Source organism: Candidatus Pelagibacter sp. (assembly GCF_052049675.1).
Lineage (GTDB): Bacteria > Pseudomonadota > Alphaproteobacteria > Pelagibacterales > Pelagibacteraceae > Pelagibacter.
Genome location: NZ_JBNGZM010000001.1, coordinates 1226906 through 1241400 on the forward strand (window position 1 = coordinate 1226906; position 14495 = coordinate 1241400).

Annotated in this window: 14 protein-coding genes; 7 read left to right on the forward strand and 7 right to left on the reverse strand. The window is 29.8% G+C overall.

Features of this window, described 5'->3' with window-relative positions:
* Positions 1–28 precede the first annotated feature (28 nt).
* Genes uraH through ACTT9L_RS06665 form a run of 6 tightly spaced genes read left to right on the forward strand, consistent with a single transcriptional unit; the run spans position 29 to position 6024 of the window.
* Positions 29–379 (forward strand): hydroxyisourate hydrolase, encoded by a 351-nt coding sequence (uraH, locus tag ACTT9L_RS06640; RefSeq protein WP_440928519.1) that lies wholly within the window; start codon positions 29–31, stop codon positions 377–379.
* Entirely contained in the window at positions 380–1816 is a 1437-nt protein-coding gene (gene xdhA, locus ACTT9L_RS06645) for a xanthine dehydrogenase small subunit (protein ID WP_440928520.1), read from the forward strand.
* Complete coding sequence (xdhB, locus tag ACTT9L_RS06650; protein ID WP_440928521.1) at positions 1817–4114, forward strand: xanthine dehydrogenase molybdopterin binding subunit; 2298 nt, start codon at positions 1817–1819, stop codon at positions 4112–4114.
* Entirely contained in the window at positions 4104–4574 is a 471-nt protein-coding gene (locus tag ACTT9L_RS06655) for a nucleoside deaminase (RefSeq protein WP_440928522.1), read from the forward strand. The genes xdhB and ACTT9L_RS06655 overlap by 11 nt, the downstream gene beginning before the upstream one ends.
* The gene (locus tag ACTT9L_RS06660; RefSeq protein WP_440928523.1) at positions 4574–5482 is read left to right on the forward strand and encodes a urate hydroxylase PuuD; all 909 of its coding nucleotides are present in this window, start codon (positions 4574–4576) and stop codon (positions 5480–5482) included. Before ACTT9L_RS06655 ends, ACTT9L_RS06660 begins: the two co-directional genes overlap by 1 nt.
* Before the next feature lie 17 nt (positions 5483–5499).
* Complete coding sequence (locus ACTT9L_RS06665) at positions 5500–6024, forward strand: phosphoribosyltransferase (protein ID WP_440928524.1); 525 nt, start codon at positions 5500–5502, stop codon at positions 6022–6024.
* A 51-nt stretch (positions 6025–6075) separates the two neighbouring features.
* Here the strand turns inward: ACTT9L_RS06665 and ACTT9L_RS06670 are convergent, their stop codons facing one another.
* From ACTT9L_RS06670 to ACTT9L_RS06690, 5 genes are all read right to left on the reverse strand, one after another.
* Positions 6076–7146 carry a BMP family ABC transporter substrate-binding protein gene (locus ACTT9L_RS06670; protein ID WP_440928525.1) on the reverse strand — a complete coding sequence of 357 codons (1071 nt, stop codon included), beginning with the start codon at positions 7144–7146 and terminating at the stop codon, positions 6076–6078.
* 77 nt (positions 7147–7223) lie between these two features.
* The gene (locus ACTT9L_RS06675) at positions 7224–8144 is read right to left on the reverse strand and encodes an ABC transporter permease (RefSeq protein WP_440928664.1); all 921 of its coding nucleotides are present in this window, start codon (positions 8142–8144) and stop codon (positions 7224–7226) included.
* 8 nt (positions 8145–8152) lie between these two features.
* Positions 8153–9217 (reverse strand): ABC transporter permease, encoded by a 1065-nt coding sequence (locus tag ACTT9L_RS06680; RefSeq protein ID WP_440928526.1) that lies wholly within the window; start codon positions 9215–9217, stop codon positions 8153–8155.
* Entirely contained in the window at positions 9214–10704 is a 1491-nt protein-coding gene (locus ACTT9L_RS06685) for an ABC transporter ATP-binding protein (protein WP_440928527.1), read from the reverse strand. The genes ACTT9L_RS06680 and ACTT9L_RS06685 overlap by 4 nt, the downstream gene beginning before the upstream one ends.
* 3 nt (positions 10705–10707) lie before the next feature.
* The gene (locus ACTT9L_RS06690; protein ID WP_440928528.1) at positions 10708–11298 is read right to left on the reverse strand and encodes a nucleoside deaminase; all 591 of its coding nucleotides are present in this window, start codon (positions 11296–11298) and stop codon (positions 10708–10710) included.
* A gap of 125 nt (positions 11299–11423) precedes the next feature.
* Between ACTT9L_RS06690 and ACTT9L_RS06695 the strand changes: the two genes are divergently transcribed.
* The gene (locus ACTT9L_RS06695) at positions 11424–11729 is read left to right on the forward strand and encodes a hypothetical protein (protein ID WP_440928529.1); all 306 of its coding nucleotides are present in this window, start codon (positions 11424–11426) and stop codon (positions 11727–11729) included.
* 130 nt (positions 11730–11859) lie between these two features.
* Here ACTT9L_RS06695 and ACTT9L_RS06700 read toward each other — a convergent pair whose 3' ends face one another.
* Together ACTT9L_RS06700 and ACTT9L_RS06705 are read right to left on the reverse strand one after the other, a co-directional pair.
* Positions 11860–12306 carry an Hsp20 family protein gene (locus tag ACTT9L_RS06700; protein ID WP_440928530.1) on the reverse strand — a complete coding sequence of 149 codons (447 nt, stop codon included), beginning with the start codon at positions 12304–12306 and terminating at the stop codon, positions 11860–11862.
* Positions 12307–12408: 102 nt separating this feature from the next.
* Complete coding sequence (locus ACTT9L_RS06705) at positions 12409–14484, reverse strand: S9 family peptidase (protein WP_440928531.1); 2076 nt, start codon at positions 14482–14484, stop codon at positions 12409–12411.
* Positions 14485–14495 lie beyond the last annotated feature (11 nt).

Consider the following 14495-nt stretch of genomic DNA (forward strand, 5'->3'; position numbering starts at 1 on the left):
GTTTAAAATTAAATGATACTATAATTTTATGACAAAGCTCACAACTCATGTTTTAGATGTGTATTTTGGTAAACCTGGCAAAGGTATCCTAGTTGAGTTGTTTTATATTAATAATTCAGAACGAAAAAAATTAACGTCAACAAAACTCAATGACGATGGTAGAGCTAATTCACCATTAGCTGAGGGAGATATTTTTGTTAAGGGTAAATATGAATTAGTTTTTCATATTGGTGATTATTTTAAAAATACATCTGCAGCTAGCGATGTTCCATTCCTGGATGATGTTATTATCAGATTTGGTATTTCAGATCCCTCACAGCATTATCATGTTCCTTTACTTGTTTCACCTTGGAGTTATTCTACTTATAGAGGTAGTTAAGTGATATCGAGTTCTGTTAAATTTTTATTAAATGATAATCTTATAGTAATCAATAATCCTGATCCAAATCAAACATTGCTTAATTATATTAGAACTGAATTAAAAATGACCGGAACTAAAGAAGGATGTTCAGAAGGTGGTTGTGGTTCTTGCACAGTTGTTTTAGGTGAATTAGTTGAAAATAAGATTGTATATAAAGCAATTAATTCCTGTATTTCATTTGTTCCATCATTAAATGGTAAACAACTTTTGATTGTAGAAGATTTGGTTTCCAAAGATGGCAAACTTCACCCTGTACAAGATGCGATGGTAAAATTCCATGGTTCACAGTGTGGTTTTTGTACACCAGGATTTGTTATGTCTTTATTTTCAATGTTTAAAAATAACAAAAATCTTAATAATGAATTAATAACAGATTCTTTATCAGGTAATTTATGTCGTTGCACTGGATATAGACCTATAATAGATGCTGCAAAAAGTTTAGACAAGAAAAACAGGAATGATCAATTTAGTAAAAATAACAATAAAGTTATTCAATTATTAAAAAAAATTAAACCAAAAAATATTTATATTAAAAAAGATGATAAAATTTATTTTTCACCAAAGAATATTAAGGATTTAAAAAATATAATTAAAAAATACTCTAATTTTAGTTTTCTAGCAGGTGGAACAGATTTATCTTTAAAAGTTACAAAAGAAAGAAAAGAAATTCCTTTTATAATTGATTTAAAAGAAATAAAAGAATTAGACTTTATAAAAGTAAATAAAAATTACCTTGAGGTTGGTGCCTCTACACCTTTAATAAAATTTGAAAAAGAAATTAAAAAACATTATCCAGATTTTTATTTAGTTCTTAAAAGATATGGTTCTGTTCAAATTCGAAATGTAGGAACTTTAGGTGGCAACATTGCAACAGCATCTCCAATAGGGGATACATTACCAATTTTGTTATCTTTAAATGCAGAAATTTTAATTGAAAGCTTCAATCAAAGAAAAGTTATTCCTATAAATAATTTTTTCCTTGATTATAGAAAAACTAAGTTAAAAAAGAATGAATTTATTCACTCAATAAAAATACCATTATTTAAGAAAAATATTTTTAAAGCATTTAAAATCTCAAAAAGATTTGATGATGATATTTCATCTGTTTGTGGATCTTTTAATTTTGAAATTGATAAAAATAAGATTAAAGAGGTTTTTATTGCCTTTGGAGGTATGGCAGCTGTACCAAAAAGAGCTAAAGCCTGTGAGAAAATTCTTAAAAATAAACCTCTAAATTTAAGTACTTTTAATCAAGCCAAAAATTCTCTTGATAGAGACCTAAGTCCTATAGGGGATATGAGAGCAAGTAAAGAATATCGGTTAGAGATAGCAAAAAATTTATTGATGAAATGTTTCGTAGAAATAGATTCTAATAAGCTAACAAGAGTTAATTAAATGAGCAAAGAGAACTATGTTAATTATGTAAGACCACATGATAGTGCTTATAAGCACGTAAGTGGATACGCTGAATTCACTGACGACATTAATGAACCAAAAAATACAATTTATGGTGCTATTGGTTTAAGTAAAAAAGCTCATGCAATAATCAAAAAAATAGACTTAAGCGATGTAAAAAAAAGTGCAGGGGTGATATCAGTAGTTACTCAAAGTGATATCCCAGGAAGGAACGATGTAGGCCCTGTTTTTGATGGTGATCCAATATTTCCAGCTAAAAAAGTTGAGTTTTTTGGTCAACCATTGTTTGCTGTAGCTGCTACAACTACTGAACTTGCAAGAAAAGCAGTATTAAAGGCCAAAATCACTTATAAAGATTTAAAACCAGTTATCACAATAAAAGAAGCTTTAAATAAAAAACAGTTTTTGTTTAAGCCTAGAAAAATTAAAAAAGGGAACCCTTCTAAGAAAATTAAAAATTCAAAATATAATTTGAAAGGAAATTTTACTACAGGAAGTCAAGAACACTTTTATTTAGAGGGTCAGGCAGCGTTTGTTATACCTAAAGAAGATGATAATTTTTTAGTTTACAGCTCAACACAACATCCTTCTGAGACACAACAATTAATTGCAAAAATGTTTAATCAAAAAAGTAATTCAATAAATGTTGAAGTAAGAAGAATTGGTGGTGGATTTGGAGGGAAAGAGACAAACTTTATGACTGCATGTATTTGTGCGTTGTTGGCAAAAAAAACAGGTCAGCCTGTAAAATTAAGACTAGATAGAGATGATGATATAATTTTGACTGGTAAAAGGCACGAATTTTTATCTGAATACGAAGTTGGTTTTAATGATGAAGGAATTATTGAAGGATTAAAAATTCACTTATCATCAAATTGTGGAATGTCGCCTGATTTATCAGCAGCAATAAATGAAAGAGCTCTTCTTCATATAGACAATGCGTATTACATCTCAGATATCGAGGTAACAAATAATTTATGTAAGACAAATATTCCAACTTCAACTGCATTTAGAGGCTTTGGTGGAAATCAGGGAATGATGGCTATAGAAAATGTTATTGATAATATTTCAAGGTATTTAAAAATAGATCCTATTCAAGTTCGAAAGAAAAATTTTTATCAAAAAGATAAAAGAAACATAACTCACTATGGAATGACTATTGAAGACAATGTGATTAATGAAATATTTAAGAATTTAGAAAATAAATCTAATTATAAGAAAAGATATTCAGAGATAAAAAAATTCAATGAAAAAAATAAATTTAAAAAGAAGGGCATAGCTATTACACCAGTAAAATTTGGGATTTCATTTACAACAATTCATTTAAATCAAGCTGGTGCTTTAGTGCATATTTATACAGATGGAAGTGTGTACTTGAACCATGGTGGTATAGAAATGGGTCAAGGGACTCATACAAAAATAGCTCAACTAGTGGCCAATTCCTTGGGATTACCATATAATTTAGTATATATTTCATCAACAAATACAGCTAAGGTTCCAAATACTTCAGCTAGCGCTGCATCTTCAACCACAGATCTTAATGGTGCTGCAGCATTAAATGCAGTAGCAAAAATTAAATTAAATTTAGAAAAATTTATTAAAAAAAAATATAAGATCTACAACCAAGAAGCAATTTATAAGGATCAATATATAATATTTGGAAACAGACAATTTGAATTTAAAAGCATTATTCAAGAAGCATATTTAAATAGAATTTCTCTTTCATCTTCAGGTTTTTATTCAACGCCAAAAATAAACTTTGATAAAAAAAAATTTAGAGGAAGACCATTTTATTATTTTTGTTATGGTGCAGCTGTTTCAGAAGTAACTATAGATACACTGACAGGTGAAAATATCCTAGAAAGAGTTGATATTTTGCATGATGCAGGGAAACCAATAAATCCAGCTCTTGAATTAGGTCAGATTGAAGGGGGTTTTGTTCAAGGACAAGGTTGGTTAACTATTGAAGAGCTAAATTGGAAATCAAATGGTCAGATTACAACTTTCTCTCCATCAACGTATAAAATTCCTGCTGTAAGTGATATTCCAAAAAAATTTAATGTAGAAATTTTTAAAGATGGAATAAATAAAGAAAAAGTTGTTAATAAAGCAAAGACAACAGGCGAACCTCCTCTAATGTTAGCTATGAGCGTTTTTTATGCAATTAAAGATGCAGTTGCTTCAGTTGGAAATTATCAGTTTGCACCAGAACTTAATGCGCCAGCAACACCTGAAAGAATTTTAATGAGTATTAACAAAATTAAAAATGGAAGATAAAAAAAAATATATGGCAAAAGCCATTGAACTTTCAATAAAAAGTGCGAACACTACAGGTGGTCCCTTCGGAAGTGTTATAGTTAAGGATCAAAAGATTATTGCAGAGGGCTCTAACAAAGTTACTTCCACAAATGATCCAACTGCTCACGGAGAAATAGTAGCAATTCGAGAAGCCTGTAAAAATTTAAATACTTTTGATCTTTCTGGATGTGAGATTTATACATCTTGTGAACCTTGCCCTATGTGTCTTTCAGCAATTTATTGGTCAAGATTAGATAAAATATATTATGCAAATACAAGAGATGATGCAAAAAATATAGATTTTGACGACTCTTTTATTTATACAGAAATCCCAAAAAAAATTGATGATAGAAAAATTAAAATGGTGCAAATGCTTAGAGAAGAAGCTTTAAAAGCGTTTGAAATCTGGGATAAAAAAGTAGATAAAATAAAATACTGATGGAATTCTTACCGTATACAATTAAATGGTTAGAGGTTATTTTAAGATGGGGCCATGTAGTGTTTGCAATATTATGGGTGGGTAACAGTTTTTTATTTAATTACTTAGACAATAATTTAAATAAAAATATAACTAGTGATGATGTAGATGGAGAAGGATATCTGATGCATTCTGGTTTTTTTTATAAACTTTCAAGGTTAAAAACCTCACCACCACAGGAATATTTAAATAGATTAGTAATTTTCAAATGGCAAAGTTACCTAACTTTTGTAACAGGAATGTTGCTATTAGTCGTAATTTATTATTATAACGCTGGTGTATTAATGGTTGATAAACGTGTCCTAATAATGCCATCTAGTTATGCTATTATAATTTCGCTTTTATCATTAATTATTTTTTGGTTTATATATGATCTATTGTGTAAATCGAAATTGATTGAAAATAATGTATTATTTATATCTACAGCCATTGTTTTATTAGCAGTCGTTTCCTTTGGTTTAACAAAATTATTTGGACCAAAATTTGCAATTTTAAGTGTTGGATTAATTATAGGAACCAACATGTTTGGTAATGTTTTTACAGTAATTATACCAAATCAAATGAACATTATCAGCAGTAGTGAAAGAGGTGAAAAATTTGATATGAGTTTATCTCTAGCAGCTAAACAGAGATCAATTCATAATAATTATTCCACTTTTTTAGTATTGTTTATAATGCTTTCTGGACACTCAAGTTTCTTAGTTTATCACCAATATAATTGGTTAATATTATGTGCATTAGCAGTCATTACCGGAGTAGCACGACATTATTTTAACTTAAGAGGAAGAAACATTCACAGGTTGTATATTTTAATATCTTCAATAATTGCACTTATCGTTCTTGCAGTTTTAGTTTTATTATTTAAATAAATAGATATTAAAATATTATGACTGAAAAAATGATAGTCAGCTGGGATGAGTACAACAAGACTGTTGAGAAGTTAGCAATCCAAATTGATGAAAGTGGATATAAACCAACAATACTTATTGGCATCATGCGTGGAGCAGCGCCTATGATAGATGTCTTAAGCAGAATATTTAAATTAAAATGTGCATATCTTGCAGTTGAGTCTTATAGTGGTAAAGGAGTGGAAGATGAGCAGGGTGATATTGTGTTTTCAAGGGAAATGAGTTCAATAGCACCTAGTATGGGTGGTAAAATACTTTTATGTGATGACTTATCTGATACAGGAATAACTTTTAATAAAAGTATAGACTGGCTAAAAAAATATGAACCGATAAAAGATAAAATAGAAGATATTAAAACTGCAACGTTGTTTAAAAAAAAGAAATCAACATTTGAGCCAGATTTTTGTGCAAAAAAACTTACTGGTAATCCTTGGATTGTGCAGCCTTTCGAAATTTATGAAGAATTAAGAATTGAACAAATAAAAAAAAAACATCAAGTATAAAAAAGGCCAGTTAAAAAAACTGGCCTTTTAAATTTTTATAAGTTTAAATGATTACTTAGGTATATCTCCTTCAACACCTTTAACATAAGTCATCATACCTGCTAGCATACCATCATCTGCAGTTTTCCCTTCGGCTACCATCAAATTCCCTTGTTGGTCATAAATTGGTCCAGTGAAAGAATGAACTTTACCAGATGCTAAATCTGCTTGAAGTTTTTTAACTTTTGCTTGTAGGTCACTAGGCATTTGAGAATCTAATCCTGAGATTACTACCATACCGTCACCTATACCATGCCATGTATCTTTTTGATTCCATGTTCCATTTGCAACAGCTTTAACTCTATCGACATAATATGGCCCCCAGTTATTTTCAACTGAAGTCAACACAGCCTTTGGTGCAAACTTATCCATATCACTTGCTTGTCCAAAAGCATATACTCCAGCTTTTTCAGCCATTTGAACAATAGCAGTACTATCTGTATGCTGAGCAATTACATCAGCACCTTGGTCAATTAAAGCCTTTGCTGCCTCTGCTTCTTTACCTGGATCGTACCAAGTGAAAGCCCAAACAATCTTAGTTTTAATATTTGGGTTAACTTTTTGTGCCGCTAAAGTAAATGAATTAATACCTCTGATAACCTCAGGTATCGGAAAAGATGCAACATAACCAATTACATTTGATTTTGTCATAGTTCCAGCGATTGTTCCCAAAATAGTTCTACCTTCGTAGAATCTAGCTGCGTAAGTTGCAACATTTGGATGTTCTCTTTTATATCCAGTTGCATGTTCAAATTTTACATTTGGAAACTCTTTTGCAACTTTGTTAGTAGGATTCATATATCCAAAGCTAGTCGTAAAGATGATGTCGTGACCAGAATTAGCTAATTGTCTAAGAACCCTTTCAGCATCAGCACTTTCTGGAACACCCTCTACATACGTTGTTTTAAATCCGGCAGCTTCAACAGCTTTTCTACCTACATCATGCTGATAAGTCCATCCATGATCACCAGTTGGACCAATATAAACAAACGCTGCTTTAACATCTTTTGCAACCGCAGCAACAGTTAATGTAAATAATAAAACTAAAGAAGAGACGAAAGAACGAATTAAAAATTTATGCATAAATTTATTTCCCCTTTTAATTTTTTAATTATTTAAACTTAAATTATATTATCTAAAAAAAAATGATTATTTTTAGATTAATTGTCTTTATGAAAAGATTTCCCCAAGGAACTAGGAGTACTTAGTCTTATTTTTCTACTATCACGAGAAATTACAACTAAAACTATTATTGTAACTAAGTAGGGTAAAGCTGTTAAAAATTGAACAGGAATTCTTACTCCGATTGCTTGCATATGAAATTGAATAATGGTTAATCCACCAAAAATCATCGCACCTATTAAAATTTTAATTGGATTCCACGTTGAGAAAACTACTAGCGCTAGTGCAATCCAACCTCTTCCACCGGTCATATTCTCAATCCACTGAGGAGTGTAAATCATTGACAAATACGCACCTGCAAGTCCACACATTGCGCCTCCATAAAGTATGCAAGCGTAACGAACTAATTTTACATTTATGCCTTGATTAGAAGCAGATTCTGGAGAGTCTCCCACAGCTCTAACTATTAATCCTACTTTAGTTTTTTTCAAAAAGTAGCTAGTTATGAAGGGTAAGGTAAAAGCAAAATAAAAAACAATTGAATGTCCAAATAATATTGGACTTAAAAGTGGTATTGTATCTTTTAAACCTTCAAACAGAACTGGAAATTCTTTCCCAGGAATACCCACAAAGTTTTTTCCAATCATTGCAGAGATTCCTATTCCAAAAATAGTGAGAGCTAAACCAGTTGCCACGTGATTTGTAATTAATGTTTGGGTAAGAAATGCAAAAATTGTTGAAATTAAAACTCCAGCTAACATTGCACCAAAAACTGCTATAATTAAACTTCCAGTAACTGTCATCAGTGCAAAGCCTGAAATAGCTCCAATAATCATCATTCCTTCGACACCAAGGTTTAGTACCCCAGATCTCTCTGTAATTAGTTCACCACAAGAAGCTAAAATTAAAGGAACTGCAGATGCCATTATTGATGCAATTATTAATCCAACAAAATTCACATCAATGATCATTTTTTTGAGTCTATAAATTTAAATTTGAAAAAGAGTAAGTAGTCAGAAGCAAGAAGAAAAAATAAAATCATCCCTTGAAAAACTTGACCTGTATATTTGGGTATTTGCATAAAGATTTGCGCTGTTTCAGCACCCAGATAAGTTATCGCAACAACCAGAGATGCAAAAATTATTCCGACAGGATGTAAGCGACCCAAAAACGCTACAATTATTGCAGTAAAACCATAATCTGGAGATACTTCTCTATGAAGTTGCCCAATAGGTCCAGTAATTTCTCCTACCCCTGCAAGACCTGCACAAGCTCCACTTATTAAAAAAACGAGGATAATCATTTTTTTCCCTTTGTAGCCAGCATATTTTGCAGTTTTTAAACTAAAACCTGAAACTTTCATTTGGAAACCCAAATAAGTTTTGTAAAAAACAAACCAACTGATAACTACTGCAGCTAATGCTAAAAATATTCCAGCATGAATTCTTAGTCCTTCAATTAATAATGGAAGTCTTGCAGAGTCACTGAACTGTCTAGTTTCAGGAAAATTAAATCCTTCTGGGTTACTCCAAGGCCCAACTACTAAATAGTCTAAAATTAATTTTGAAACGTATACCAACATTAGACTTACTAATATTTCATTTGTATTGAAGTAAGTTTTTAATATTGCAGGTATTGATGCATATATCATACCACCGATTGCGCCTGCTGATATTACTATTGGTAGAATATAGAAACCTTCTTGATCATAAAATAATAATGCAACTCCACCAGAAACTATAGCTCCAAAAGTTAATTGACCTTCAGCTCCAATATTCCAATTATTACTTTTAAAGCAAAAAGATAAACCAATTGCTATTAAACAAAGTGGTGTAGCTTTTAATAGTAATTCACTAAAACCGTATTTATCTGCAATTGGAACTATGAAAAAAAATTTTAGAGCTTCAAATGGTTTAAAACCTAAAATATAAAATATTATACCTCCTGCCACTAATGTGAGAAAAATAGCTAGTATAGGTGTAAAGAAAAAAATAGCTTTTGAAGGCTGATCTCTTTTTACAATTTTAATCAATTTCCTCCTCCCATAAGTATCCCAAGTTTCTCAGAGGTAACTTCTTCAGCCTTCATTATTTTTGATAATTTTCCTTTGTGAATTACTGAAATTTTATCACTTAATTTTAACAACTCATCAGTGTCCGTTGATATTAATATTATTGATTTATTTTGTTCATTGATTTTAATTAATGTTTCATGGATATAATTTATAGCTCCAACGTCTAAACCCCATGTAGGATTAAAACAAATTAATAAATCTGGAGATGTTATTAATTCTCTTCCAATAATTAATTTTTGTAAATTTCCTCCAGATAAAAATTGGCTTTTTAAATCTATATTGTCAGTGTTTACATTAAAGTCTGAGATTATTTTTTTTGAGTGTTCTTTAATTTTGCTTTCATTAATTAATCCATTATTAAAAAAATTTGAGGATTTAAAATTGTTTAGAGCTACATTTTCAAAAATTGCCATTTGTGGAATAGCAGCTTGTTCAAGTCTATCTTCTGGAGAAAAAGCCATCAAATATTCTCGTCTCTCTTGAGGATTTAAATCCCCAATATAATTTTTATTAAATTCTATAGAATTCTTGTTAGATATGATTTCACCACTTAATACTTGAAATAATTCACTTTGGCCATTTCCTGATATGCCAGCGATTCCCAAACACTCTCCTCGATTTAAAGAAAAATTAATATCAACTAAATTTGTTTCAAAAGGATCTTCACTTGTAAAATTAAGATTAGTTATGTTAATTAATTGTTCTGAGGAATTATTTTCCTTTTTTTTCTTAATTGTTTTTAAATCTTGACCTACCATTTTATTAGCAAGAGACTCTAAGTTTTCATTCTTGATTTGGCTTATAGAGACTAATTTTCCTTTTCTCATTACAGCAACTTCATCACAAAGCTGCATAACTTCCTTTAATTTATGGGTTATATAAATAATTAAAATTCCCTCTTCTGAAAATTTTTTCAGTGATAAGAATAATTCACTTGTTTCTTGCTCCGTTAATACAGATGTGGGTTCATCCATAATTAAAACTTTTGGGCTTCTTATAAGGCATCTTATAATTTCGACTTTCTGTTTTTGACCTGCTGATAAATTGAGAACAGGAATATCAAGATCAATTGAAAAATTGTATTTTTTCATAATTGTATCTATTTTTTCTCTTAAACTTTCTCTTTTTTCATCTGAGTCTATTATTAAGTTTTCAAATACAGACAAAGTTTCAAAAAGGTTAAAATGCTGGAATACCATTCCAATATCATTTTTTTTTGCATCTGATGGTGAATTAAGTTTTAGAATATTTTCATTTAAATAAATTTTTCCTTCATCTGGAATGACAACACCTGAGAGAATTTTAACAAGAGTAGATTTTCCAGCACCATTTTCACCAAGGAGAGCATAAATTTTACCACTATTAAATTCGAGTGAAACATTATCGTTAGCAATACACCCAGGATATATTTTAGTTACATTTGAAATTTTAAGGTTTGTATTCATCAATTAGTTTAATGGTATAGAATTTCCACCCTTATTTTTCTGATATTGATTTGATAAAGTTAAATATTTTGTTTTTATTTCGTCTAATTGATTTAAAACTTTTTCTTTTTCTAAAGGAGGTAAATTTTCAATAAGTAAATTTAAGTTTTGACTTTTCCAATATGAATTTTTTTTATTATATTTTCCATCACGAATATTAAAAACTTCTTTTAGTATATTTAGATCATGAGGAATATTAAATTCATTATTTGTATCTGCATATGGAAACAGATAATAAAAATTATCGAAACCAGAGAAAGTAATTGCACTCAAGCACATACTGCAGGGTTCATGAGAGCTTAAAAACATACAGTCTTTCTCATTTGGTCTTTTGTTTGTATCTAATTCATAAAACTTCTTAAGTGTGTGCATCTCTCCATGCCACAATGGATTTTCTATTTCATTGTTTGTTTCTGCAACTACAAGAGATAAATCGTTTTTTTTAATTATTGCTGCCCCAAATATTTTACTACCTTTAGCAACACCTTTTTCAGTAAGTGGCAGAACTTCCTTTAAAAATATATTTAGTATCTTTTCTAAAGCTTTTTCATTCATATGCCTGAACCATCAAATAAAGAACACAATTGTTACTATAATTAAATGTAAATGTAATAAGAAATAAATTATTTATACAACTTAAAAGTTAATAATTTATTTAACAAAAAAGTGGACTTTAAGTAATGACAAAATTTAAATCGGTAATAAGTCTTTTTATTATCATAATTTTTTTCTCAGGGTGTCAAACTGTTAAGGAAAAAACAGATGCAATTGTTGAAAAAGAAAATGAAAAATTAAGTAAATTTCTTGGAAAATCTGCCAGCGAGCTTCAAATGGAGCTTGGAAAACCAGATGAAGATTTCAAAAACGCAAAAGGTAATTTTGAGCTAGTCTATAATAGCAAAAAATACTTAGTTCCTTGTGAACGAAGGTTTGAGATTAATTCAGAAAACATAGTCGTTGGTTTTGTATCAAACGGGTGTTTTTAAAATTTGCTGTTTTAAACAAATTTGCTCATTATAGGTTTTTTAGCAATATAAGAGAACTTGTTTAAATCAATCAGTTTTTAAGATTTACTCATACCTGTGGGGACTTCTCCCCACAAGTAAGGTTTAAGACTTATTTAATTTCAATAAGCTTCTTTTTTTTATGTTCTGGAATTATTCTTTCACAAGATATTGTTAAAAGACCATCTTTAAGTTCAGCACCATGAACTTTTACATCATCAGCAATAGTGAATGATCTTGCAAATTGTCTTTGAGAAATACCTTTATGAATAATTTCTCCATTAACATCACTGTCCTCAGACTTATTAACTTGTTTTGTTCTGACTGTTAATAAATTGTCCTCAAACTCAACCTCAACGTCTTTTTTGCTAAAGCCAGCTAATGCTACTTCAATTGCATAGTTGTCTTTACCTGTCCTTCGGATGTTGTATGGTGGATAATTTGACTGCATCGTCAAATTCCCATTTCCCAACATATTTTCAAATTGGTCGAACATGTCATCAAAACCAATTGAAAAAGGTCTTAGTGAGTTAAATATAGATAGATCCTTACTTGTCATAATATCCTCCTTTGTTAAGCAAGTTTATTTATGTAAGCCCCATTAGGCGACTTACTTGACTTATATGGGAATTAATTTGTTTTTTTCAAGATTTAAATTTTACTAAATTTTTTTTGAAATTTTTAATGCAAATGCATAGTCAATAGCAATTTCTTCTATTGCACCATCTCTTCCTGATTTTCCACCATGACCAGCATTCATTTCAGTTTTTAAAAGAAGCAAATTATTATCTGTTTTATGGTCTCTGAGTTTTGCTGTGAATTTTGCAGGTTCATCAAATAAAACTCTATTATCGCTTAAACTTGTTGTGATAAAAATATGTGGATAATCCATTTTTTTAATATTGTTGTAGGGTGCATATGAAAAAATATAATCAAAGTGTTCTTTATTTTCTTTAGCATTTCCAAATTCGTCAAATTCTCCAACAGTCAAAGGTAAAGAATGATCAAGATTTGTTGTTAAAGAATCTACAAAAGGAACAGCCATTATAATTCCTAAAAATAATTCAGGAGATTGATTGACTACAGCTCCCATTAATAATCCTCCAGCTGATCCACCCATTCCAATAATATTTCCTTTTGACGTATAATTGTTTTCGATCAAATATTTTGCTGCATAAATATAATCTTCAAAAGTATTTTTTTTGTTAGTTAATTTTCCTTCTTTCCACCACTTCATGCCTTTTTCCATACCACCTCTGACATGGGCTGTGGCCCAAATTATATCTCTATTTATAAGACTTAATCTTGTAGAAGAAAAACTTGGGGACATAGAATTTCCATAAGATCCATATCCATATAATAAAAGGTTAGCAGAACCATCAATTTTTGTCTTTTTATGCCTGGTAATTGTTAATGGTACCATTCTTCCATCATGAGATTTAAACTCCACTCTTTCAACAATGTAGTCATCTTTATCATGACCAGATGGAATCTCTTGTTCTTTAACAAGTTCTTTAGATTTAGTTGCTAAATCATACTTATATACCCTTGAGGGAGTACTAGGGGATGAGTATCCTAAATAAACTTCATTTGTATTTCTATCTTTTTGAGCCAATGTAACCCCTGGAACGTAAACTCTCTCATCTGAAAAAATTAATTCTTCTTCTATATTTGTAGAAGTATTTTTAACAAATAATTTATCTAATGCGTCTGAAGTTTCGCTACGAATAATCCAATTTTTAAGAAAAGTTAGACCGCCAATTAAAATTTCATCTTTAGCAGGTATAAATGGTTTCCAGTCTTGATTTTCTAAATTATCACAAAAGTCAATCTTGAAGTCCTCAGCATTTTTGTTTGTATGATTGTAGAATTTTCCATTCCATGAGTTAACAGAATAAAGAACACCTCTTTCTCTTTTTATAATAAGTTTAGGAGATGGATTTGTTTCATCTGACTTAAAGTAGTATTGTTCGGAAGTATTATGATCAGAAGTATTTATAAAGTAGTATTTTTCATCTGAGCTTATCCCAATACTTGCTGTAAAAGCCTCACTTTTTTCCTCAAATATTAATTCATCATCATCAGTAAAATTTCCGATTTTATGCCTATAGATTTTTCTTGCTCTATGATTTTTATCAAGTTTTGAATAAAAAATATATTTATCGTCTAGACTAAATGTTATTCCTCCAGATGTTTCTGTAATTTCTTTTGAAATGATTTTGCTAGTTTTTATATCTCTCAAATAAATTGTATAATACTCAGAACCTTTAAGATCTAAAGAGTATCCTAGATATTTATCATTATTACTTACTTCTAAATCCCCAACACCAAAATATTCAGTTTTGAGTTTTTCCTTTTCTTTATCACCATTCCATATTTCTTCTATGTTTTGTGAACCAATTTTTTTTCTTAGTTTTATGGAGTAATTTCCTATTTTTGTAGTTTTTGTCCAATACTCGTACGTATGATCTTTATAGGGTAAAGATTCATCATCTAATTTAATTCTTCCCTTAATTTCATCAAATAGTTTTTTCTGGATATCTTTAGTGTCTTTAAGATGATGTTCTGTATAAGCATTTTCATCCTCTAAATATTCTTTGACTTCAGGATCTAACTTACTTTTATCTTTGAGGACTTCCAAAATATTATTTTGATGAATCCAGCTATAATTGTCTTCCCAGTCAATATTGTGACAAGTTTTTATCTCTAGTTTTTTTTTAAGTTGTGGTACTTTCATTTAAATAGGAA